Annotated in this window: 18 protein-coding genes and 1 pseudogene; 10 read left to right on the top strand and 9 right to left on the bottom strand. The window is 73.2% G+C overall.

What is annotated here, in order from left to right; genetic code table 11:
• Positions 1-139: 139 nt before the first annotated feature.
• Together ACZ5GT_RS35900 and ACZ5GT_RS35895 are read right to left on the bottom strand one after the other, a co-directional pair.
• The gene (locus tag ACZ5GT_RS35900) at positions 140-3574 is read right to left on the bottom strand and encodes a phosphocholine-specific phospholipase C (protein ID WP_469034887.1); all 3435 of its coding nucleotides are present in this window, start codon (positions 3572-3574) and stop codon (positions 140-142) included.
• Positions 3575-3958: 384 nt separating this feature from the next.
• Positions 3959-5113, bottom strand: coding sequence for a CapA family protein (locus tag ACZ5GT_RS35895; RefSeq protein ID WP_469034884.1), 1155 nt, complete (start codon positions 5111-5113; stop codon positions 3959-3961).
• 280 nt (positions 5114-5393) lie between these two features.
• On the opposite strand from ACZ5GT_RS35895, the gene ACZ5GT_RS35890 reads away from it, so the two are divergent.
• The 3 genes from ACZ5GT_RS35890 (at position 5394) to ACZ5GT_RS35880 (ending at position 7426) form a co-directional block, all read left to right on the top strand.
• Positions 5394-5939 carry a sigma-70 family RNA polymerase sigma factor gene (locus ACZ5GT_RS35890; RefSeq protein WP_469034897.1) on the top strand — a complete coding sequence of 182 codons (546 nt, stop codon included), beginning with the start codon at positions 5394-5396 and terminating at the stop codon, positions 5937-5939.
• 156 nt (positions 5940-6095) lie between these two features.
• Positions 6096-6611, top strand: coding sequence for a hypothetical protein (locus ACZ5GT_RS35885; RefSeq protein ID WP_469034882.1), 516 nt, complete (start codon positions 6096-6098; stop codon positions 6609-6611).
• Between the two features lie 161 nt (positions 6612-6772).
• Entirely contained in the window at positions 6773-7426 is a 654-nt protein-coding gene (locus tag ACZ5GT_RS35880) for a zf-HC2 domain-containing protein (protein WP_469034880.1), read from the top strand.
• 72 nt (positions 7427-7498) lie between these two features.
• Here ACZ5GT_RS35880 and ACZ5GT_RS35875 read toward each other — a convergent pair whose 3' ends face one another.
• Entirely contained in the window at positions 7499-8362 is an 864-nt protein-coding gene (locus tag ACZ5GT_RS35875; RefSeq protein WP_469034879.1) for an Fpg/Nei family DNA glycosylase, read from the bottom strand.
• Positions 8363-8935: 573 nt separating this feature from the next.
• The gene (locus ACZ5GT_RS35870) at positions 8936-11029 is read right to left on the bottom strand and encodes a SpoIIE family protein phosphatase (RefSeq protein WP_469034876.1); all 2094 of its coding nucleotides are present in this window, start codon (positions 11027-11029) and stop codon (positions 8936-8938) included.
• Between the two features lie 165 nt (positions 11030-11194).
• On the opposite strand from ACZ5GT_RS35870, the gene ACZ5GT_RS35865 reads away from it, so the two are divergent.
• On the top strand, positions 11195-12616 hold the full coding sequence (locus ACZ5GT_RS35865) for a lipase maturation factor family protein (RefSeq protein ID WP_469034874.1): 1422 nt from the start codon (positions 11195-11197) through the stop codon (positions 12614-12616).
• A 33-nt stretch (positions 12617-12649) separates the two neighbouring features.
• Positions 12650-12782 (top strand): annotated as a pseudogene (locus ACZ5GT_RS35860) (SAM-dependent methyltransferase); the annotation flags it as partial.
• A gap of 106 nt (positions 12783-12888) precedes the next feature.
• Here the strand turns inward: ACZ5GT_RS35860 and ACZ5GT_RS35855 are convergent.
• Positions 12889-13437, bottom strand: a complete 549-nt coding sequence (locus tag ACZ5GT_RS35855) for an ATP-binding protein (protein ID WP_469034872.1) — start codon at positions 13435-13437, stop codon at positions 12889-12891.
• 241 nt (positions 13438-13678) lie between these two features.
• Here ACZ5GT_RS35855 and ACZ5GT_RS35850 point away from each other — a divergent pair, with 241 nt between their 5' ends.
• From ACZ5GT_RS35850 to ACZ5GT_RS35835, 4 genes are all read left to right on the top strand, one after another.
• Complete coding sequence (locus ACZ5GT_RS35850; RefSeq protein WP_469034870.1) at positions 13679-13942, top strand: DUF397 domain-containing protein; 264 nt, start codon at positions 13679-13681, stop codon at positions 13940-13942.
• Between the two features lie 152 nt (positions 13943-14094).
• Complete coding sequence (locus ACZ5GT_RS35845) at positions 14095-15000, top strand: helix-turn-helix domain-containing protein (RefSeq protein ID WP_469034868.1); 906 nt, start codon at positions 14095-14097, stop codon at positions 14998-15000.
• Between the two features lie 101 nt (positions 15001-15101).
• Complete coding sequence (locus ACZ5GT_RS35840) at positions 15102-16472, top strand: amidase (protein ID WP_469034866.1); 1371 nt, start codon at positions 15102-15104, stop codon at positions 16470-16472.
• A 78-nt stretch (positions 16473-16550) separates the two neighbouring features.
• The gene (locus ACZ5GT_RS35835) at positions 16551-17198 is read left to right on the top strand and encodes a LysE family translocator (RefSeq protein ID WP_469034864.1); all 648 of its coding nucleotides are present in this window, start codon (positions 16551-16553) and stop codon (positions 17196-17198) included.
• A gap of 100 nt (positions 17199-17298) precedes the next feature.
• Here the strand turns inward: ACZ5GT_RS35835 and ACZ5GT_RS35830 are convergent, their stop codons facing one another.
• Positions 17299-17472: a hypothetical protein gene (locus tag ACZ5GT_RS35830; protein WP_249834998.1), complete on the bottom strand. Its 174-nt coding sequence runs from the start codon at positions 17470-17472 to the stop codon at positions 17299-17301.
• Between the two features lie 431 nt (positions 17473-17903).
• Between ACZ5GT_RS35830 and ACZ5GT_RS35825 the strand changes: the two genes are divergently transcribed.
• Entirely contained in the window at positions 17904-18314 is a 411-nt protein-coding gene (locus ACZ5GT_RS35825) for a hypothetical protein (protein ID WP_469034863.1), read from the top strand.
• A 69-nt stretch (positions 18315-18383) separates the two neighbouring features.
• Here ACZ5GT_RS35825 and ACZ5GT_RS35820 read toward each other — a convergent pair whose 3' ends face one another.
• The 3 genes from ACZ5GT_RS35820 to ACZ5GT_RS35810 form a co-directional block, all read right to left on the bottom strand.
• Positions 18384-18617: a hypothetical protein gene (locus ACZ5GT_RS35820; RefSeq protein WP_469034861.1), complete on the bottom strand. Its 234-nt coding sequence runs from the start codon at positions 18615-18617 to the stop codon at positions 18384-18386.
• A 74-nt stretch (positions 18618-18691) separates the two neighbouring features.
• Positions 18692-20167, bottom strand: a complete 1476-nt coding sequence (locus ACZ5GT_RS35815) for an SDR family NAD(P)-dependent oxidoreductase (protein ID WP_469034860.1) — start codon at positions 20165-20167, stop codon at positions 18692-18694.
• Between the two features lie 104 nt (positions 20168-20271).
• Entirely contained in the window at positions 20272-21591 is a 1320-nt protein-coding gene (locus ACZ5GT_RS35810; RefSeq protein ID WP_469034858.1) for a wax ester/triacylglycerol synthase family O-acyltransferase, read from the bottom strand.
• Between the last annotated feature and the right edge of the window lie 62 nt (positions 21592-21653).

Here is a 21653-nt window from a genome sequence, read left to right as displayed (position 1 = left end):
GGCGGTGGGGGAGGACGGGGGGGTGGGTGTCGGGATTTGCACCGGAACCACCAGCTGGGCATGCGGGAGGACCGGCCGCCCCCACCCCCCCCCCCCGGGCCCGCGCGGGGCCGGTAGGCTCCCCGCGCGGGCGCCGGCTTCACGCGTCGTCGACCGGGCCGGCGCCGAGGCGGACGTTGTCGATCGCCCAGAACCAGTTGTTCCCCGCGTTGCAGAGCCGGAAGTTCACCTTGACCGACGTCGCTCCGGACGGGACCGCGAAGGAGAGATCGACCAGCCGGTTCTGCTGGTCCTGGCCGCTGTTGGTGTTCCCCGAGGCCGCGCTGGAGTAGTGCAGCACGCGGGTCGCCTCGCCGGAGTCGAACTCGACCGTGACCTCGGCCTCCTGCGGGCTCTCCTGACGGTAGTGGGAGTCGAAGCCCAGGTGGAGGGTCGAGGTGCCCGGCGGGATGACGACCGCGGGAGTGGTCAGCGTCGAATCGAACCGTCCGCGGCTCGCCGGGCTGCCGGTGTCGTCCCAGTCGTCGGCGTCGGCGACCGCGACGATGCCGAGGCTCCGGCTGAAGCCCGGCCGGTCCTGCCCCGCCGGGAACCAGAACTGCTTGGAGAGGAAGGACCAGCCCTGCAGTTCCCTGGTGCCCTGCGGCATCGTCGGCGCATTGGTGACCGTCCAGCCCTCGGGCGCGGTCCGGGTCCAGCCCAGCAGGCCGGGACGGCTGAGGTCGACGGCCGGCGCCAGGGACGGGGCGACGGACTCGAAGTCCTCGGCGAGCAGGTAACCGGTCATGACGGGGCCCACCTGGGCGGTCAGGGACGCCGTCTGCTCCTTGGACCGCCCGCCCAGGCTCGCGGTGACGGTGGCCTTGACCGCGGCGGACGTACGGGCGGCCGCCACGGGCGCGACGACATCCCAGGTGAGCGTGACCGACGAGCGGGCCGGCACCGTGGCCGGCCCGGGGGCCGACGGGGTGGCGGTCCAGCCGTCCGGCAGGGCGAGCGTGCCCGCCAGGCCGGTGAGCGGGGCGCTGCCGGCATTGGTGACGGTCGCGGTCAGGGTGCGCGACCGACCCGGGGAGAGCACCGTGCCGTCGGTCTTCGGCGAAGCCGACGGACCGGTCAGGGCCAGGCTCATCGCGGCGGCGACCTGGGTGCGCACCCGCGCGTCGGCGATCTTCAGCAGACCGTCGCCGTCGGCGTGCGCGGCCACGATCAGGCTTCCGACGGTGGCGTCGGCGGCCGGTGTGACCGTGAAGCGGACGTCGGCGGACTTCCCGGCGGCCAGTGACCGCGGCGCGGATCCGGACCGCTCGACCGTCCAGCCGGAGGGGGCGAGCAGGGTGGCGGTGAGGCCGGCCAGCTCGGCCGTGCTCCGGTTCGTCAGGGTGACGACGACCTCGGCCGGGCTGCCCTGGGCGAGCGGGGTGTCCAGCGGCGGCAGCGGCTCGGGCAGGGTGATCGAAGCGGCCAGCGCCGGGAGCACGCCGGTGGCCGGGTCGGTGACGCCCCGCTTGCCGTCGGCCAGGCGGCCGGTCATCCGGCGCAGGAAGCCCGGGTCGCGCTTGTCGACCACGACGACGTCGTACCAGCCGTGGCGGGCGAGACGGACCGGCACGATCTGCTGCTGTCCGGGCGCGAGGGTGACGGTCCGTACGTGGTCACCGGCGTCGCGCGGGTAGACCGACTCGCCGACCAGGAGCGTCCGGGTCGTCGAGGAGGGGTTGGCACAGTGGACCATGACCTGGCCCGCTCCGGCCTGCTCGGTCAGGTACGCCTCGGCGCCGGTGCCGGTGCCGCGCAGTTCCCACGTCGACCAGCCGGGGCCGCGCACCTGGAGGTCGTAGCCGTCGGACCCGTGGGCGATCGTGTCCAGGGTGCTTCCGCCCGCGGCGACCGTCCAGGTCCGCGGCTCGCCGCCGTCGCCGGGGTACGCGGTGACCGTGGCGGCCGCGGTGCCGGTGTTGCCGAGCCGCAGCCGGACCCGGCCGTCGGCGACGTCGGCACGCAGCGACAGGCGGTACGGCAGGGGACGGGTGGGGCGGGTGCCCGCCTCCTGCTCCGGGAGCGCCTGCTTCTTCGGCGGAACGGGGTTCCACCGGCCGACCGGCGCCGGCACCGGGCCGGGCTGCTCCACGTCGGGCTGCGGGTGGGTGCGGTGGAAGTCGAAGACGGAGGTGAGGTCGGCGAAGACACTGCGGCGCCAGGCGCTGATGTTGGGCTCCCGGACCCCGGTCCAGCGCTCCATGAAGCGGATCACGGAGGTGTGGTCGAACGCCTCGGAGGAGACGAAGCCGCCCACCGTCCACGGCGAGACGATCGTCATCGGCACCCGCGGGCCGGGGCCGACCGGACGGCCGTCGAGCCAGTCGTCGTCGTTGCCGGAGTCGGGCTTGGGTGCGACCGGGGCGGGGACGTGGTCGAAGTAGCCGTCGTTCTCGTCGAAGTTGATGAACAGCACCGTCTTCGACCAGGTCTCGGGGTCGCTCGCGAGGGCGTCGAGCAGGTCGTAGACGAGGTTGGCGCTGCCGACCGGGGTGGAGGAGCCGGGGTGCTCGGAGAGCGCCGCCGTGGGTACCACCCAACTCACCCTCGGCAGGGTGCCGTTCTTGATGTCCGCGGTCAGCCGGGGGATCAGGGTGTCCGGCTCGGAGCGGTAGGCGCCGCGCAGGAAGAGGCGGCGCTCGGCCTCGGTCAGCGAGTCGACGCCCTGCTGGAACTGGGCGAGGGCCTCCTTTCGCTGCGCGGAGGTCTTGCCCCAGAGGCTGTCGTAGAACTGCTCGGTGGTGGAGTACTGCCCGCCGACCTTGGAAAGGATCTTCCGGCCGATCCGCTTCCACGGCCGGAAGTATTCGACCGCGTTGTCGGTGAAGTTGTCCCACTCCTGGTAGATCTGCCAGGAGACCCCGGCCGCCTCCAGGCGCTCGGGGTAGGTGGTCCAGTCGTATCCGGCGTGCGTGTAGGAGTAGGCGGCGTTGGTGACGGCCCTGGTCACGCCGTCCGGCTCGAAGCCCGTGGTGCCGGTCCACAGGTAGTTGCGGTTGGGGTTGGTCGAGCCGTACACGGAGCAGAAGTAGGAGTCGCAGATGGTGAACCGGTCGGCGAGTTCGTATTGCAGGGGGATGTCCCGCCGGTCGTAGAAGGCCATGGTGCTCTGGCCCTTGGCGGCGATCCAGTCGTCCCACCAGCCGTTCGCCCGTGCCTGGATGCCGTCCGGGAAGCCGTGCGGGAGCGAGCCCAGGTACTGGATGTCGCTCTCCGGGCGGCCGGCGTCGACCGCCGCCCGGCGGGCCGAGAAGGGCAGGACGTCGCCGCCGGCCCGCGGCTGCCTGAAGACGTCGGCGCCGTCGCGCAGGCGCAGGGGGGTGCGGTCGCCGAAGCCGCGCACGCCCTTGAGGGTGCCGAAGTAGTTGTCGAAGGAACGGTTCTCTTGCATCAGCACGATGACGTGCTCGATCGCGTTCATGCCGCCGCGCGGCATCGGCGCGGCCATGGCCTTGAGGAGCGAGGGAGGCAGGAGGGACAGCGCGGTGCCACCGGCGAGAGCACCGAGGATCCTGCGGCGGGAGGTGTCGGACATGGTGCGGAGGCTATGGCCCCGGCACGGCGGCGAAGAACCCTCCGCGGCAGGGCTTCGCCCACTGTTCACGCGGAGGCATCCGGCGTTCGTACAGGTCACACCGTCGGGTCCGGCGGGCGGTGCGCGGGACGGCGGTCCCCCGGCCGTGGTGGAGCGGCGGTGCGCGGGACGGCGTCCACCCGGCCGTGGTGGAGCGGCGGTGCGCGGGACGGCGTCCACCCGGCCGTGGTGGAGCGGCGGTGCGCGGGACGGCGTCCACCCGGCCCTGGCGGAGCCCCGCCGCCCGCCCGGCGCCCCGCGCGGCTGCGGGCGCGGGGCCGAGCGCTCGCCCCCCTTGGGGTGCCGGTGAGTTCCGGAGGCCGAGTGGCCCGCCGGGAACCGCGGCTAACGCCCCATCACGAGCCCGTCCTTCGCGGCGCCCCGGCTGAGCACCACGTCCCTGATCCGGTCCCGCACACCCTGCAGCCCGGCGCCCTGGGCGATCGCCCGGTTGAGGTCGACCACCCGCCCGGCGTCGACGTCGAACCACTGCGGCACGAACTCGGCCTTGGTCACCTCCCAGCGCCCGCCCGGCCGGGCCGGCGGGGCGAAGGTGAAGCGGGCGACGGACGACTGGTTGCCGCGCGGGTCGTGGACGCCCTGGTAGTTGACCATCTCACCGGCGATCTGGTCGCCCATGCCGTAGACCACCCAGGTGCCGTTGACCTTCTCGTACGCCTGCGGGATGTGGGCGTGGGTGCCGAGGATCAGGTCGATGTCGGGGCGGCCGCCGGTGCGGGCGGCGGTGAGCTGCTGGGCCAGGGTGAGCTGCTGCTGGTCGGGCTCGTCCTGCCACTCCGTGCCCCAGTGCACCGACACCACGACCACGTCGGCGCCCGCCCGGCGGGCGGCCCGGGCGTCCGCGACGATCCGGTCGCCGTCGATCAGGTTGACCGCCCACGGCTCGCCCTGTGGCAGCGGGATGCCGTTGGTGTCGTAGGTGTACGAGAGGTGGGCCACCTTCGCCGTGCCCGCGTGCAGGACCGTGGCGGTGTGCGCCTCCTCCTCGGTGCGGGCCGAGCCGGCGTGCCGGACGCCCGCCAGGTCGAGGGCGTCGAGGGTGCGGCGGATGCCGTCGGCTCCGTCGTCGAGAGTGTGGTTGGAGGCGGTGGAGCAGCCGTCGTAGCCGGTGGCGGCGAGCGCCTGGGCGACCTCCGGCGGGGACTTGAAGGTGGGGTACCCGGTGTAGTCGCCGTTCGCGCCGTACACGGTCTCCATGTGACAGAGCGCCAGGTCGGCGCCGGAGACCACGGGTTTGATGCCGGCCAGCATCGGACGGAAGTCGTAGGCGCTGCCGCCGCCGTCGAAGCGGGCGCGCTCGATGATCGAGCTGTGCGGGAGGACGTCGCCGGAGGCGACGAGCGTGAATCCCTTGGTGACGGCGGACGGGGCCGGGCGTCCGGCCTTCACGGCCGGCGTGTGGTGCTGGGACTGACAGGCGGCGCCTGCCGCGAGCAAGGCCGTGAGGGCCAGGGCAACCTGTCGTCTGCGTGCAATCATCAGCTCACCCCACTGTGGTCATATTTACCCACGAATAGGTACGAAGCTGGCGGCCTTTCCAAACGGCCCGCGCCCCCCGATTAGCCCGTCCGGCGCGCGGACGGGGGCGCGAGTGGGGCGCGAGCGGGGGGCGGACGGCGGTGCGGACGGGGTGACCGAAACCGAACGGCCGGAGCGGAGGGGACCGTTCATCGAACCGTTCGTCGACGCGATCGACCGTCCGTCGCAGATCCCGGTACGGACCCTGTCCCGCGACCGCGCCCTGCGGTGCCATACGCGCATGACGGCCGTAACCACAATGACGAACGGGACGACCGCCGAGCACGAGATCGCCGCACTGCAGCGCGAGCACGGCCGGCCCCTCTTCGCCCTGCTGACGAGGCTCTGCGACGGCGACCGGCAGCGCGCCGAGGACCTGGTGCAGGAGACCCTCGTCCGCGCCTGGCAGCACCCCGAGGCGCTGCGCGCCGACGCCTTCGACTCCGTACGGCCCTGGCTGCTCACGGTGGCACGCCGACTGGCCATCGACGCGCGGCGGGCCCGGCAGGCGCGGCCCCCGGAGGTCGGCGACGCCATCCTGGAGAACGCCCGGGTGTGCGCGGATCACGCCGAACGGGCGGCGGCGGCCCTCGATGTGCGGGAAGCTGTGAAGACACTCACGCCGGAGCACCGTGAAGTCCTGGTGCTCGTGTACTTCCAGGGGGCGAGTGTGGCGGAAGCCGCCGAAACCCTCGGCATCCCGCCCGGTACCGTGAAGTCCCGCGCGTACTACGCGCTGCGCGCCCTGCGCAGGGTGCTTCCGGGATACGCGGCCGACCTGCACTGAAACCGAAGCCTGGGTCAAACCTCGGTAAAGCGCCTTGCTGAGGACCCCGGTTGAGTAATCGGCTGTCTTCATCCGTGTTCCGGACTGGGGGGCAACGGGTTCCGAGGGGAGCCCGCGGCCGGGCGACGCGCACGCACCGGAGGAAGGCAGGAAGGGATGCTGCACAGAGGGCACGAGGGCACGGACGGCACCGGCGACGGCGAACTCGCCGTCCCCATGGCCTGGCTGTACGCCGAGTACATCGCCGACGAGTTGTTGCGGACCGGCGATCTGATGCCGCCGACGTCCTTCGAGTTCCGCGCCGGACGCGACGCGCTCGCGCTGACCATCTTCCTCTCGGACACCGACCGCGAGCTCTGCGGCATCCGGGTGGTCTCCCAGCTGGAGACCTGGATGTCGCTGACGGCGTACGACCAGCCGTGGCAGGACTGGGTGCGCGAGGGCATGGCCCGGCTCGCCGCCGAGGCGGCCGAGCCCGGCGGCCCGGCAGCCGACCTGGAGCTGGCGGAGGCGGCCTGGCGCTGGCTGGAGGAGACCGAGCTGCTCGCGCCCGACCTGAACGCGGTCCCGGGCGGCGCCGCGGGGGCGGGCGAGGACGAGGGCCCGAAGGTGTGGACGAAGGCGTGGCAGCTCGGGCTGCCCCTCGGCCACCTCGCCATCCACCTTTTCTAGTTTTCTAGAATTTTTCCGCCCGGGACCAATCCGCGGGCCGGACCGCTCCGAATACCGGGGTTCAGCGATTCCGCGTGTGGCTTGAGTGATTCGGCGGTCTGGTCCGTACCGATGGGAGCAAGGAGTAACCCCACCCGCACCCAAAGGCACGAGGATTCGGCATGAGGTCCCTGGAGAGGCATCGCGACGTCGCCGCGTACGCGCTCGGCGTGCTGGACGAGGCGGATGCCTTCCGCTTCGAGGACCACCTCATGGAGTGCGCGCGCTGCGCGGCTCACGTGACCGAGTTCGGGCCCGCCACACGGCAGTTGATGCTGTACCGGCGGGCGACCCCGCGTTTCGTGCACCCCATGGCCCAGCCCGGTCCCCAGCTGCTGAACCGGCTGCTCGGCGCGGTGGCGGCCCGTCGCCGGGCCACCCGCCGGCGCCTGCTGTACGCCGTCGCCGCCTCGGTGGTCGCCGCGGTGGCCGGTCCCGCCATCGCGATGGTCGCGGGCGGCGACGACGGCGGCCAGGTGCGGATCGCGGCGACCGACCAGCGGTCGGGGGTCTGGGCGCAGGTGACGATCGCGGACGAGGCGTACGGCACCGAGATGGAACTCCAGGTGAAGGACGGCGCGGGCCCGCACTCCTGCCGCCTCGTCGTCATCGCCCGCGACGGCTCCGAGCAGACGGTGACGACCTGGACGGTCCCCGCCCACGACGCCCGCCCGAACACCGTGCAGGGCAGCTCGCCGCTGCGCAGCGACGACATCGCCCGCTACGAGGTACGCACGGCCGAGGGCGAGCACCTGGTGACGCTCGAACCGCAGTAGGCCGGCCCCGGGCACACCGGCCGCGTCGGATGAGCGCGGCCGGTGACTGCCCCCGCGCTCAGTCCGTCGCGGCTACTTCAGCAGCCTCGACATCCTCCGGTCCGCCAGTGGTCTGCCGCCCGTCTGGCAGGTGGGGCAGTACTGGAGGGAGGAGTCGCTGAAGGAGACCTCGCGGACGGTGTCGCCACAGACCGGGCAGGGCTCGCCGGTGCGGCCGTGGACGCGCAGGCCGCCCTTCTTCTCCGCCTTCAGGCGGCCGGCCGCCACACCGCGGGAGCGCTCGACCGCCTCGCTGAGGGTGGTGCGCAGCGCCCGGTACAGCCGCGCGGTCTCCTCGGGGGTGAGCGAAGCCGCCACCTTGTACGGCGACATCCCCGCGGCGTGCAGGATCTCGTCGCTGTAGGCGTTGCCGACGCCGGCGATGAGGCTCTGGTCGCGCAGGGCGCCCTTGAGCCTGCGCCGTTCGGATGCCAGCAGGGCCGCGAACGCCGTCTCGTCGAAGTCTGCCGCCAGCGGGTCCGGGCCCAGGCGCGCGATGCCCGGAACCTCCCGCGGGTCGCGGACGACATAGACCGCCAGGCGCTTCTGGGTGCCCGCCTCGGTGAGATCGAAGCCCTCCCCGGTCTCCAGCGCCACCCGCATCGCGAGCGGCCCCTTGCCCGGGCGCGGCGCCCCGTCGGGGAGTCGGTCCCTCCACTGCAGCCAGCCCGCCCGGGCCAGGTGGGTGACGAAGTGCGGTCCGCCGTCGGTCTCCAGGGCGAGGAACTTGCCGTACCGGCGCACGGCCGTCACCTCACGGCCCTCGACGGCGGCGAGCGGAGGGTCGTACGTCTTCAGGACGCTGACGGCGACCGGCAGCACCCGGACGATCAGGCGACCGGACAGCTGCTGGGCCAGGAAGTCCTTGAGCGCTTCGACCTCGGGAAGTTCCGGCATACATCCAGCGTGCCACCCAGCCCCCAGCCCGCCAGGCGACTCCCCCCGGCCACCGGGCGCCTCCCACCGCGCCGCCGGTGAATCCAGCCACGCCACCAGGCGGCCCCGACCGCAGCACCGCGGACATCCGGCCGCGACCCGCATCCAGCCCCCTCCAGCCGCGCCGACAACGGCTCCAGCCGCAGCACTGGCGGCTCCGACTACGACCTCGGGCGCATCCGACCGGGACACCGAGCAGGTCCGCCCGCGCACCGGGCGGGTCAGCCGCGACGCCGGCGGATCCGGTCGGGCCACCAGACGGGTCCGGCTGGGGCGCCGAGGGAATCCGGGCCACGGCACCGCGCGAAACCGGCCGGGACGCCGGGCGGGCCGCGCCGCCGGGACGCCGATCGAGCCTGGCCGCGGCACCGCGCCGAACCGGCCGGGACGCCGAGGAGGTCCGCCCGCGCACCCCGCCGGGTCCGGCCGCAGCACCGGGCGGGCCCAAGCCGGCCGGGCGGGCACGGCCGGGACGCCGGGCGGGTCCGGGCCCGGCCGGGGGCCGTGGTGGATTCGCCGGGGCGGCGGGTGGGTTCAGGTGTGGTTGCGGACCGCGAACTCGCACCACACGCACTTGCCGCCGCCCCGCGCCTCCACTCCCCACGCGTCGGCGAGCAGGTCGACCAGGAGCAGGCCCCGCCCGGAGACGCCAGACTCGCCCGCGTCCCGGCGGCGCGGCAGGGCGCTGGAGGAGTCCTCGACCTCGACGCGCAGGCGGCGCCCGCTGCCGGTGAAGACCCGCAGGGTGACGACCGCGGAGCCCTCGGTGTGCATGAGGACGTTGGTGATCAGTTCGTCGCCGACCAGTTCGATCTCGTCGGCGCGGTCCCGGCCGCCCCAGTCCCGCACCGCCGCCCGGATCATGCGCCGCGCCCCGGTGAGGGCCCCGGGGTCGCCGGGCGTCACGTACTGCTGGAAACGGCCGCCCGACTGCGGGGTCTCCAGGCCGCGGCGGCGCAGCAGGAGCAGGGCCACGTCGTCGTCACCGCTGCGTTCCTCGGCCGCGTCGATCAGGCGGTCCGCGAGGTCCCGTACGTCGTCGGGGCCGCCGCCGACGAGGGAGACGAGCATCCGCATGCCGTCGTCGAGATCCGTGCCCGGCTGTTCGACCAGGCCGTCGGTGCACAGCACGAGGGTGGTGCCGGGATCCAGTTCCAGCGTGCCGACGGGGTACGTGAGGCTGTGGAACTCGGCGGACAGGCCGAGCGGCAGGCCCCCGTCGACGTAGACCCGGCGGCAGCCGCCGTCGGCGTAGCGGATCAGCGGGTCGATGTGGCCGGCCCGCACCACCTGCACGACTCCGGTCGACAGGTCGGCCTCCGCGTACAGGCAGGTCGCGAAGCGGTCGGTGTCCAGTTCGTGGAGGAAGACGGAGGCGCGGGCCATCACGGTGGCCGGGGTGTGCCCCTCGGCGGCGTACGCGCGCAGCACGATCCGCAGCTGACCCATCACGGCGGCCGCATGCGTGTCGTGGCCCTGGACGTCGCCGATGACGGCGCCGACCCGGCCTCCCCCGGAAGGGGTGCCGCCGGGCAGCGGAATCAGGTCGTACCAGTCGCCGCCGATGTCCCGGCCCAGCGCGGCCGACCGGTAGCGCACGGCCACGTCGGCGCCGCGCACGCTGGGAATGGTGCGCGGCAGCATCGCCTGCTGCAGTCCGGTCGCGAGATCCTTCTCCTGCTCGTAGAACATGGCCCGCTGCAGGCTCTGCGCGATGCTGCTGCCGAGGGCGAGCAGGACCTTGCGGTCCTCGGTCGAGAAGCCGCTCCGGCCGCTGTAGAGCACGCCCATGACGCCGATCGGGCGGGCCCGGACGATCAGCGGGAGGTAGGCGGCGGCGGTGACGTCCAGGCCGGTGACCCGGTGCCAGAGGATCGGGTAGCGCTCGGCGAACTCCTCCGGCGACTCGATGAACCGGGGGGTGAGGGTGCGCACCACCTCACTCGTCGGGCAGTGCTCGTCGAGACGGGTGACGCGGGCCTCGGGGACGGCGCTCTCCGCGGGGCCCTCGGCGATCAGCCGGATGCGGTCCGCCTCCACCAGTCCCATCACCAGACCTACGGCGCCGAGATGGGTGAGGCCGTGGGTGTCCTTGACGACGTCGATGACGTCCTGGACCGTGCGGGCGTGGGCGAGGGCGGCCGTGGTGAGCTGGACGACGTTGGTCTGCTCGCGCCGGGCCCCGTCGCGGGCGGCCTGCTCGCGGCGCGCCTCGCTGTCGGCGAGCTCCTCGGTGGCGTCGCGGACGATGCCGACGATCCGGCGCGGGCGGCCCGTCCCGTCGCGCCGGATGTAGCCCTGGGTGTGCGTCCAGCGCAGGCTGCCGTCGCGGCGGCGGATGCGGAAGTAGGCGCCGTAGTTCTCGCTGCCGTCCTTCATGGACTGGGCGACCAGGGCGTCGAGCCGGTAGGCCTCGACCGGCGGGACCCGGACGGAGAGGCTCTCGGGGTGGTCGTCGAATTCGTCGGGGCGCAGGTCGAAGACCTCGTGGGCCTGGGCGTCCATGTGGAACAGACCGGTGTCCAGGTCCCAGTCGAAGCCGCCCATGCGGTTGAGCGCCAGGATCGGATCCGGATGAGCGGGCCAGTCGTCCGGCAGGGAAAGGGCGCTCGCTCCCCGATCAGCCATGAGGCCACTTTGCCAGGATTTACCCGCTTATTCGACCCTTGTGGAGGATTGCGCCACCGTCGCCCTCCACGCCCGCCCCGCTCGCCGGGTTACGCGGCCACGTCCCGGTCACACGGAGAGTGACAGCGGGTCCGGGCGGGACGATGGAGTGAGGAGCGCACGGCCGTGGACTGGTTCACCGCACCCGACTACTGGCTGAGTCGGCTGGTCTTCCAGCGGGCTCTGGCCGGCGTGTACCTGGTGGCGTTCCTGACGGCGGCGCTGCAGTTCCGGGCGCTGCTCGGCGAGCGCGGCATGCTGCCGGTGCCCCGCTTCGTCGCGCGGGTGCCCTTCAAACGGGCGCCGAGCGTCTTCCACCTGCACTACTCCGACGGGTTCTTCGCCGCCTGCGCCTGGGCGGGGTGCGCGGTCTCCGCGGCGCTGGCCGCCGGGCTGGACTCGCTGTTGCCGCTGTGGGCGGGGATGCTGCTGTGGCTGGTGCCCTGGGCGCTGTACCTGTCGATCGTGAACGTCGGCCAGACCTGGTACGCGTTCGGCTGGGAGTCGCTGCTGCTGGAGGTCGGCTTCGTCGCCGTACTGCTGGGCAACGACGAGGTGGCCCCGCCGGTCGTGGTGCTGTTCCTGCTGCGGTGGATCCTGTTCCGCGTCGAGTTCGGCGCGGGTCTGATCAAGATGCGCGGCGACGAGTGCTGGCGGAGGCTGACCTGCCTGGACCACCACCACGAGACCCAGCCGATGCCCGGCCCGCTGAGCTGGTTCTTCCACCACCTGCCCAGGCCCCTGCACCGCGTCGAGGTGGCCGCCAACCACGTCACCCAACTCGTCGTGCCCTTCCTGCTGTTCACCCCGCAGCCGGTCGCCGCGGCCGCGGCCGCGCTGATGATCGTCACCCAGCTGTGGCTGGTGCTGTCGGGCAACTTCTCCTGGCTGAACTGGATCACCATCGTGATAGCCCTGCCCGCGGTGCGGTTCCCGGCGCACGCGCCGTCCGTGCCCGGCGCCCCGCTGTGGTACGAGGTCGTGGTCCTCGCGGTCGCCGCGCTGCTGCTCGGCCTGAGTCACCGCCCGGTCCGCAACATGCTCTCCCGCCGCCAGGTCATGAACCGGTCCTTCGATCCGCTCCACCTGGTCAACACCTACGGGGCGTTCGGCAGCGTGAGCCGGGTCCGCCACGAGGTGGTGATCGAGGGCACCGCCGACGACGTGCCGCGCGAGGACTCGGACTGGCGGGAGTACGAGTTCCGGGGCAAGCCGGGCGATCCCCGGCGCTGGCCGCGCCAGTTCGCCCCGTACCACCTGCGGCTGGACTGGCTGATGTGGTTCGCCGCGCTCTCCCCGGGGTACGCCGGCCCGTGGTTCGGCACCCTGGTGGAACGGCTGCTGGAGAACGACCGCGTCACCCTGCGGCTGCTGCGCCGCTCCCCGTTCCCCCCGGACCGGCCGCCCCGGTTCGTCCGCGCCCGCCTCTTCCGCTACGAGTACACGAGCTGGCGCGAGTTGCGGGAGACGGGCGCGTGCTGGCGGCGGACGTACGTGCGGGAGTACCTGCCGCCGACGCGGCTGGCGGGAGCGGCACCGAGATCCTGAACTCCGCTGTGAAGGTGGCGGGTTGCGACCATCACGGTCGACAACACCCACGAGGTCGCGCAGCGCGTCGCCCCCGAGAGCCGGATCGTCTACGTCGACAACGCCCCCCCTGGTCCCGGTGCACGCGCAAGCTCCGCTCACCAGCACGCCGGAGGGCGCCTGCGCCGCGGAGGGGAGCCCGCTGGGCGGGCCGTCCCTCCGCCGCCCCTCCCCCGCCCGCTTCGTCCGAACGCGGCGGCGCCCGACCGCGGCGGCGCCAAGGCGCCGTTCGGTCACAGCCGGAACAGCGCCCACACCACCTTGCCGCCGCCGTTCCGTGGGCTCCACCCCCACCTGTCACTCAGGGCCGAGATGACCTGAAGGCCGCGCCCCGACTCGGCGAACTCGTCCGGTTCGGTCAGCACGGGGACCCGGTCGCTGTCGTCGGTGACGCCGCACACGGCGAGGGACAGGCGGTCCCACAGGGCGATCCACAGCAGCGGTTGCGGGGCGGTGTCGCGGCCGGACGGCCGGCCGTAGCGGAGGGCGTTGCTGACCAGTTCCGACACCGTGACCGTGACGTCGTCGAGGCGGTCCGCCGACGCGCCGCGTTCGAGCGCGGACCGCGTGAAGTCCCGCGCGACGTGCGCGGACCGGGGCACGGGCGGCACCAGGAGCACCGAACACCGCGTGGGGACAACGGCCTTGCCGGGCGCGACGGAGAGCGGAAGCGGCTCCCCGGGCGCCGGGCGTCCCATGTCGTCGACGGCGTGGCACAGCCATTGCCAGGTCGCCTCGATCCGCAGCGAGTCTGCCGGTCGTACGACTTGCTCAGCGGACATCGCAACCCCTGGAACCGTGCGAGGAGATCTACGGAAGGCGTCTACTTCCGTGCGAAGTATCGTGCTCCGTCCGGCAGTTCGAATGCAAGTGCATCGGCAATTACCTCTGCAATTGCAGATGATCTTGCGAGCGTCATCGCCGTGGCGCTATCGTCCCGCACGACCGCACTTGCATGCAATTGACGATGCAATTGCATGCGATCTGGGTCCACCGCCTGCGACTTCGTCCCGAAGAGGCTTGATGCACCACATGAGCAACGGCATGCCGGCGACCCTGCTGAGAGGAGTGGTCTGGCGCAAGAGCCGGCACAGCAACCCCGAGGGCAACTGCGTCGAGCTGGCCGCACTCCCCGACGGCGGCGTCGCCATGCGCAACTCCCGCCACCCCGAGGGTCCCGCGCTCGTCTACACCGGCGCCGAGATCTCCGCCTTCGTCCGCGGTGTCAAGGACGGCGAGTTCGACGGCCTGCTCCCGGCCGCCGACCGGCTGCTCCCCGGCCGCTGACCGGCTGCTCCCCGGCCGCTGACCGGCCGCCGACCGGCTGCTCCAGCCCGGCCGTTCACTCCCCGCAGCCGTACGGCCTCAGGGTGCTACCCTGCTTGGTCGAGTCCCGGACCATGCAGACGCCGGCCGGTGCGGCGGCCGAGGGGATAGACATGACTGCAGCTCAGCCGGTAACCGTTCCCTCCGGCCAGGAAGTCCTGAGCCTTCGGCGGGGCGGCCCGACCGTTCAGCGCGTCGTGCTGGGCACCCGCCTGCGCCGGCTGCGCGAATCCCTCGGCATCAGCCGGGACGCGGCCGCTTCGGCGATACGCGCCTCGGACGCCAAGCTGTGCCGCATGGAGCTGGGCCGGGTCGGCTTCAAGTCGCGTGACGTTGACGACCTGTTGACCCTGTACGGCGTCCACGGCCCGGAGGAGCGGCAGGAGTTCCTCGATTCGGCGCGCCGCGCCAACCAACCCGGCTGGTGGCGCGCGTACGGCGACGCCTGTCCGAGCTGGTTCGAGCAGCACCTGGGCCTGGAGGAGGCCGCCTCCCTCATCCGGACCTACGAAGTCCAGTTCGTGCCGGGCCTGTTGCAGACCCGCGAGTACGCCGAGGCCGTCGTCCGGCTCGGCCCCCGCGCCGCCGACCCGGACGCCGTCGAGCGCCGCGTCGCGCTCCGCGTGAGCCGGCAGGAAGTGCTCACCCGCCCCGGCGCGCCACGGCTGTGGGTGGTGGTGGACGAGGCGGCACTGCGCCGGCCGCTCGGCGGGACCGGGGTGATGCGCGCCCAGCTGGAACGCCTGATCGAGGCCGCCGCGCTGCCGAACGTCACCCTGCAGGTGCTGCCCTTCCAGGTCGGCGGCCACGCGGCGGCCGGCGGGCCGGTCACCGTACTGCGCTTCCCGGTCCCCGACCTGCCCGACATCGTCTACCTCGAGCAGCTCTCCAGCGCCCTCTACCTGGACAAGCCGGAGGAGGTCGACCACTACCTCGCGGTCATGGACCGGCTGAGCACGGTGGCGTCCCCGGCCGCCGAGTCGGTGGCCTTCCTGGAACGCATCATGAGGGAGATGTGACCCCGCGACCTGCGGCATGACTCTCGACGCGGAGGCCGCGGCGGTGCAGAGTGCTGTGCGTACTCACGAGTAATGCACGCACCGCACCCCGAGGAGTTCCCGTGACCAGCTGGGCCGGGCGGACCGCCGCCGAGATCGCCGCCGCCGTACGCGAGAAGCGGGCCACCCCCAGGGATGTGGTGGCCGAGCACCTGGCCCGGATCGAGCGGCTCGACGGCCGCGTCGGGGCGTTCCGCGTGGTGCGGGCCGAGGCGGCGCTCGCCGAGGCGGACGAGGTCGCCGCGCGCGGTGATCTCGGCGAGCTGCCGCTGGCGGGCGTGCCGGTGGCGGTCAAGGACAACCTCGCCGTGCGCGGCGAGTCCAACCGCGTCGGCTCCGCCGCGACCCCGGACACACCCGCCGCCGAGGACCACGTCACGGTGGCCCGGCTGCGGGCGGCCGGCGCGGTCGTCGTGGGGCTGACGAACGTGCCGGAACTGTGCGTCTTCGGCACCACGGAGGGCGTCCACGGGACCGCCCGCAACCCCTGGGACCTGTCCCGCACGGCAGGCGGCTCCTCCGGCGGCAGCGCCGCGGCGGTCGCCGCCGGGATGGTGCCCATCGCCCTCGGCAACGACGGCATGGGGTCCCTGCGCATACCGGCCGCCAACTGCGGCCTGGTCACCATCAAGCCCGGACACGGCGTCGTGCCCGCGGGCGTCAGCGACGGCGACTGGTTCGGCATGTCCGAGAACGGCCCGCTGGCAACCACGGTCGAGGACGTCCGCCTGATGTTCGCGGTCCTCGCCGGCGCCGAGGAGACGCCGGCGGCCACGCCGGGCGTGCGCAGGATCGCCGTCTCGCTGCGCTCCCCGCTGGCCGGCATCGTGATCACCAAGCCGTACGCGACCGCGGCCCGTGAGGCGGCCGGCGTGCTGATGAAGGCCGGCCACCAGGTGCGGCGCGCCGACCCGCCCTACCCGCTGTCGCTGAGCACGACGTCGCTGGCCCACTGGACGGCCGGCACCGCGGTGGACGCGCAGGGCCTCGACCGGCGTCTGCTGGCCAGGCGCACCCGGGTGCACGCGGCCGTCGGCCGCCGCTTCCTGAAAGGCGTCCGCACCGGCGACAGCCGGGACCGGCTGCGCCGCCGTCTGGAGCCGTTCTTCGCCGAGCACGACGTGCTGCTCACGCCCGCGCTCGCCCGGCGCTCCCCCAGGTCGGTCGCCTGGCACGAACGGGGCTGGCTGCCCAACCTGCTGGCCAACACCAACTACTCGCCGCTGACCCCTCCGTGGAACCTCACCGGCTGGCCGGCGATGGCGGTCCCCTTCGGCACGCTCCCCTCGGGCGCCCCCTGCGCCGTGCAGCTGGTGGGCCTGCCGGGCACGGAGGCGGATCTGCTGGCGCTGGCGGAGCAGTTGGAGAGGCTGCACCCGTGGCAGCGCACGGCGCCCCTGGCCCGGGAGGACGAGCCCGCCGCGGCCGGGTGAGACGGCCGGTCCCGCGGGCCGGGGGAGGCGGTCGGAAAGGGGTGGCCGGCCGCGAGTACGCCGTGCTTGCATGGCCGCATGATGTCCACCGACCGTCTGTTCGCCTTCGCGGCGCTGGCGCTGCTGTTGATCGTGGTTCCCGGGCCGAGCGTGCTGTTCGTGATCGGCCGGGCGCTGGCGCAGGGTCGCCGCGCCGCGCTGACCACGGTCGTCGGCAACACGCTCGGCGCCTGTCTGCTCGTGGTGGCCGTGGCCGTCGGCATCGGGTCCGTGGTGGAACGCTCGGTGCTGGTCTTCACGGCGCTGAAGCTGGCCGGCGCGGCCTACCTGGTGTATCTCGGCGCCAAGGCGTGGCGGCACCGCGGCTCGCTACGGGCCGCGTTCGCCCGTGACGGGGACGGGCCGGTGGCTCACGGCGGACTGCGCACGTTCTGGGAGGGGTTCGCGGTCGGCGTGACCAACCCGAAGACCATCGTGTTCTTCGCGGCCGTGCTCCCGCAGTTCGTCGACCCTGCGAGGGGTCACGTCGCCCTGCAGATGCTGCTGCTCGGGCTGGTGTTCAACGCCATCGCGCTCGCCTCGGACAGCGTCTGGGGCCTGGCCGCGGCCACCGCCCGCGACTGGTTCGCCCGTTCCCCGGACCGGCTGTCCCTGGTCGGGGGACTGGGCGGCCTCACCATGATCGGCCTGGGCGTGACCGTCGCCGTGACGGGCCGCAAGGACTGACTCCTGAGTCGTGCCCGGGCGTCCGCGGCGGCTTTCCGATCCGCAGGGGCGTGAGTCGGGCACGCCCGTGCGGTCGGCGATCGCGAGGGTCCCGCCGGAGTCAGTCGACGCTGGGCAGGATGTGGGGCTCGGCGAGGTCGTCCTCGTAGCCCGCCAGGCGGATCGGGGCGGACCGGGCCCACACGTCGAGGCTGCCGAGCTCTCCGGGCCGGCGGCCCGCACGCTCCGAGCGTTCCTTGGGACGTTGATCGCGATTCGTCTTCTCCGGTGTCACCGCGCACTCCTTATGTGTCGGGTCACCCTCGGGGCGGGCCGGCCGTCTGCGGTCCGGCGCTGGACGCCCATTCGGGTTCGTTGGGAAAGCCGTTCGGACGCGGTGGCGCCGGTCTTTCGTGGGAGAGCGGGCCGTTGTCGACCCGCTTGCCCGGGGACGGACGTGGGTGTGGATGGGACCCGATGGTTAGGCCCGTCAGGACCAGATTAACCAAATGAGCAGGCGTCTGCTCGATGGGGCCAAAAACTTGACGTTACTGTCTTGATTCGTCCAGGTTCATCCGGCGTTTCATCACTGGTTGCGCGTACCTCTCCGCCGCCGGCGCGCCGTCCGTCCGGTCGCCCGGCAGTTCAGGCCCCGTTGGCCGGATCGCAAGCCGGCCATGGTCTGCTGACGGGCGGCAACGGCTTGCCCGGCGGGAGGACCGACGCATGGAGCCGCGGAGTGTCGAAGAGCTGATGGATCTGCTGTACGCCTGCCACGGCGACGTACGCCAGCACGCGCTGCGGACCGCCGCGCTGCTGCGCCGCAGCCGGCCCGCCGACAAGGAGCTCCAGCTGGCCGGCCTGCTCGGCGCGGTCACGCTGCCGTGGCCCGGCGACTCGTCCGCCCGCGCGGGCTGCGCGGCCGACGCGGTGCGCTCCCTGCTCGGCGAGCGGGTGGCCCGTCTCGTGCGCGGCCGGCACCACCCTGAGGCCTGGTCCGACGACGATCTGCTGCTCCTGCGCCAGGCGCACGAGGATGCCCGTGGTGCGGTGTTCGACGCGGGCGTCCTGGAGGACTGGCGCACGGTCCTGGAACTCGTCGCCGCACGCGACTCCCGCTTGAGCGCGGCCGATTGACGCCCGGTCAGAGCGGTGCGACCGGGACGCCCGGCCACCGCCTCGCCCTCGGCGGTGGCGCCGCCCGGCTCAGGGGAACAGCGCGATCCCCACGAGGATCACGAGAACGATGACCGCGACCAGCGCGGCCGTGGCCCACGGGCCGCGGTGCCTGATCGGGCGGGCCGGCCCGCCGCCGCGCGGCCGGTCCTCCGGCAGCACGGGGTGCTCGGGCCGGTCGCTGGCGTAGAACTCCTCGTCCGTCGGGTAGCGGTTGCGCGGGTCGGCGTACGCCCGCGGATCGATTTCATTGGGACTGGCCATGACTCACTCCTGGCGGGGAGGTTGCGCAGGCCGGGTTCCCGCCGGGCGCCGGAGCCACACGTCGGGTTGGCGGATCACCACTTCCCGGGCGCGTAGTCCTTCAGGAAGACGCCGTACAGGTCCTCGCCCTGCTCGCCGCGCACAATCGGATCGTAGACCCGCGCCGCGCCGTCGACCAGGTCCAGCGGGGCGTGGAAGCCCGCCTCCGCCAGGCGGACCTTGTCCGGGTGCGGGCGCTCGTCGGTGATCCAGCCGGTGTCGACGGCCGTCATCAGGATGCCGTCCTTCTCGAACATCTCCTGGGCGCTGGTGCGGGTGAGCATGTTGAGGGCGGCCTTGGCCATGTTGGTGTGCGGGTGGCCGGCGCCCTTGTAGCCGCGGTTGAAGACGCCCTCCATGGCGGAGACGTTCACGATGTACGTCCGCCGGGACGCGGCGGCCGCCATCGCCGGGCGCAGACGGCTGATCAGGATGAACGGCGCCGTCGAGTTGCACAGCTGCACCTCCAGCAGCTCGACCGGCGTCACCTCCTCCACCGTCTGTATCCAGCTGTTGGTGTCGTGCAGGTCGGGGACGAGTCCGCCCGCGTCGATGGCCGTGCCCGCGGCGATCCGCTCCAGGGACGCCGAGCCGGACACCAGGGCCAGGTCGGTGACGTCCTGCGCGGTCAGCGCGCCGCCGCCCGCGACCGGCAGCGCGGCCACGGCGCCGGAGCCGAAGGTGCCGATCACCTCGGCGGCGGGCAGCTCGCCCGCCGGCAGCGGGGCGGACTCGGCGGCGAGCAGCTCGCTGTAGGCCTGCGGGGAACGCCGTACCGTCTGGGCCGCGTTGTTGATCAGGATGTCCAGCGGGCCCTCGGCGGCGACGGAGTCGGCCAGCGCGACGACCTGGGCAGGGTCGCGCAGGTCGATGCCGACGATCTTCAGGCGGTGGATCCACTCGTCGCTGTCGGGCTGCGCCTTGAAGCGGCGGACGGCGTCGTTCGGGAAGCGCGTGGTGATGGTGGTGTGCGCGCCGTCGCGCAGCAGCCGCAGCGCGATGTACATGCCGATCTTGGCCCGGCCGCCGGTGAGCAGCGCGCGCTTGCCGGTGAGGTCGGCGCGGGCGTCGCGGCGGGCCCGGTTCTCGGCGGCGCACTTCTGGCAGAGCTGGTGGTAGAAGTAGTCGACCTCGACGTAGCGCGCCTTGCAGGTGTAGCAGGAGCGGGGGCGCTGGAGCACCCCCGCGATCCGGCCCTCCTCGGTGCTCGACGACGGCAGGATGCCCTCGGTCTCGTCGTCGATGCGCTGGGCCGAGCCGGTGGCCGTGGCCTCCGTGACCGCCTTGTCGTGGGCGGTCTTGGCGGCCCGGCGCTCCTGGCGGCGACGCTGCTTGACCGTGCGGTAGATACCGGCGGTGGCCCGGCGCACGGCGATCGCGTCGGGGTGGTCGACGTCCAGCTCGTCGAGCTCCTCCAGCACGCTGAGGCAGACCGCCAGCCGCTCCGGGTCGATACCGGGCCCGTACACGGCCTCTTCCATGGTCGCCGAGCCGTCCTCTGTCACCGTCATCGCGCTGCCGTTCCCTGCTTCACCCGCGCAGCGCTCCGACCGCGCCCGCCTCCGAACGGAGGATTTTACTTCAGCGCCGGGCCATTCCTCCAAACCGGTGACGATCAGGGGCAGCAGGCGTCGATCAGGCTTGCCACCTCGTCGGACACGGCCGCGGCCAGGCGGTCCAGGTCCCAGACCGCCTCGGCGTCCGCGACGAGCCCGTAGTGGACGTGTCCGCGGTACGTCGAGATGGCGACCGCCAGCGACTGGCCGCGGGCGAGCGGGGCGTAGGGGTAGACCTCGGTGACCGGGTTGCCGCCGAGTTTCAGGCCGAGGCTGGGCAGCGGCACGCTGGTGACGAGGATGTCGAACCAGAGCCGGGCGGCCTGGCCCATCAGCGGTCCGCCGAGCCGGTGGCCGAGTGCGGGGACGTGGTCGGCGAGCAGCGCGACGGCGCCCGCGCCCCGGTGGGGACCGGCGTCCTTGTTGCGGTCCATGGCCGCGCGGACCGCGCCGAGCCGGGCGAGCGGGTCGGGGTCGCCGACGGGGAGCCGTATCAGGTACCCGGAGAGCCGGTTGCCCTGTGGGTGCGCGGTGCGCGGGCGGCGCCTGGAGACGGGGATCAGGGCACGCGGCGCGACGCCCTCGCTGCCGTCGCCGCGCTCGTCCAGCCAGCGCCGCAGAGCGCCCGCGACGACGGCGATCAGGACGTCGTTGACGGTGCCGCCGACGGACTTGCGCACCTGGTGCACGTCGTCGAGGTCGATGCGCACGCCGGCCGTGCGGCGGGTGCCGGTCGGCCGTGCGGTGAACGCCGACGACGACTGCGTGGCCAGCGACGACAGGGCGACCGAGGCGCCGATGTCGAGGGCGCGGCCCGCGTCGGACAGGGCGTCGCGCACCATGCCGGGCAGTCCGCGCACGTCGGGCAGCAGACGGCGGCCGGGCTCCTCCGGGCGGGGCCGGGGCGCCGGGAGGTCCATCGGGTCCAGGACGGCGGCGGCGAGCGTCAGTGCCCGCAGGCCGTCGGCGAGGGCGTGGTGGAACTTGAACAGGACCGCGAAGGAGACGCCGTCCTGCCCCGGCAGCACGTGCGCCTCCCACGGCGGCCGGCCGCGCACCAGCGGACGCTCCATGAGCCGGCCCGCCACCGCCTGGAAGTCGGCGGTGGGGGCGTGCAGCCGGACGTGGTTCAGCGGGTCGAAGCCGGGATCGGGCTCACGGGCGGCGCCGCCGAAGGAGAACGGCTGCCAGACGTCCCGGATGCGCATGCGCAGTCCGGGCACCGCGGCGGCCCGGGCGGCGAGCAGGTCGGCCGCGTGGGCGCCGGCCGTGGGCGAGTGGGCCGTGAAGACGCCCAGCGCGCCGAGGTGCATGGGGTGCTCGGCGGACTCCATGTTCCAGAACGCAAGATCGAGAGGAGCGAGCAGGTCAGAAGTCAATGGCTTGCCTCGCGTCGACGAAGGGTGGACCGGACCAGCAGTCAACCCCTCACCGTGATTAC

It is taken from the genome of Streptomyces sp. NPDC031340 (genome assembly GCF_055569945.1).
The sequence above is the reverse complement of the archived record's forward strand: the minus strand, read 5'-3'. Positions and strand labels throughout refer to the sequence as shown.

Bases quoted from the DNA above. Each gene is read 5' to 3' on its own strand.
- ACZ5GT_RS35900 (WP_469034887.1), bottom strand. From the start codon at position 3,574: ATGTCCGACACCTCCCGCCGCAGGATCCTCGGTGCTCTCGCCGGTGGC.
- ACZ5GT_RS35895 (WP_469034884.1), bottom strand. From the start codon at position 5,113: ATGATTGCACGCAGACGACAGGTTGCCCTGGCCCTCACGGCCTTGCTC.
- ACZ5GT_RS35890 (WP_469034897.1), top strand. From the start codon at position 5,394: ATGACGGCCGTAACCACAATGACGAACGGGACGACCGCCGAGCACGAG.
- ACZ5GT_RS35885 (WP_469034882.1), top strand. From the start codon at position 6,096: ATGCTGCACAGAGGGCACGAGGGCACGGACGGCACCGGCGACGGCGAA.
- ACZ5GT_RS35880 (WP_469034880.1), top strand. From the start codon at position 6,773: ATGAGGTCCCTGGAGAGGCATCGCGACGTCGCCGCGTACGCGCTCGGC.
- ACZ5GT_RS35875 (WP_469034879.1), bottom strand. From the start codon at position 8,362: ATGCCGGAACTTCCCGAGGTCGAAGCGCTCAAGGACTTCCTGGCCCAG.
- ACZ5GT_RS35870 (WP_469034876.1), bottom strand. From the start codon at position 11,029: ATGGCTGATCGGGGAGCGAGCGCCCTTTCCCTGCCGGACGACTGGCCC.
- ACZ5GT_RS35855 (WP_469034872.1), bottom strand. From the start codon at position 13,437: ATGTCCGCTGAGCAAGTCGTACGACCGGCAGACTCGCTGCGGATCGAG.
- ACZ5GT_RS35850 (WP_469034870.1), top strand. From the start codon at position 13,679: ATGCACCACATGAGCAACGGCATGCCGGCGACCCTGCTGAGAGGAGTG.
- ACZ5GT_RS35845 (WP_469034868.1), top strand. From the start codon at position 14,095: ATGACTGCAGCTCAGCCGGTAACCGTTCCCTCCGGCCAGGAAGTCCTG.
- ACZ5GT_RS35835 (WP_469034864.1), top strand. From the start codon at position 16,551: ATGATGTCCACCGACCGTCTGTTCGCCTTCGCGGCGCTGGCGCTGCTG.
- ACZ5GT_RS35825 (WP_469034863.1), top strand. From the start codon at position 17,904: ATGGAGCCGCGGAGTGTCGAAGAGCTGATGGATCTGCTGTACGCCTGC.
- ACZ5GT_RS35820 (WP_469034861.1), bottom strand. From the start codon at position 18,617: ATGGCCAGTCCCAATGAAATCGATCCGCGGGCGTACGCCGACCCGCGC.
- ACZ5GT_RS35815 (WP_469034860.1), bottom strand. From the start codon at position 20,167: ATGACGGTGACAGAGGACGGCTCGGCGACCATGGAAGAGGCCGTGTAC.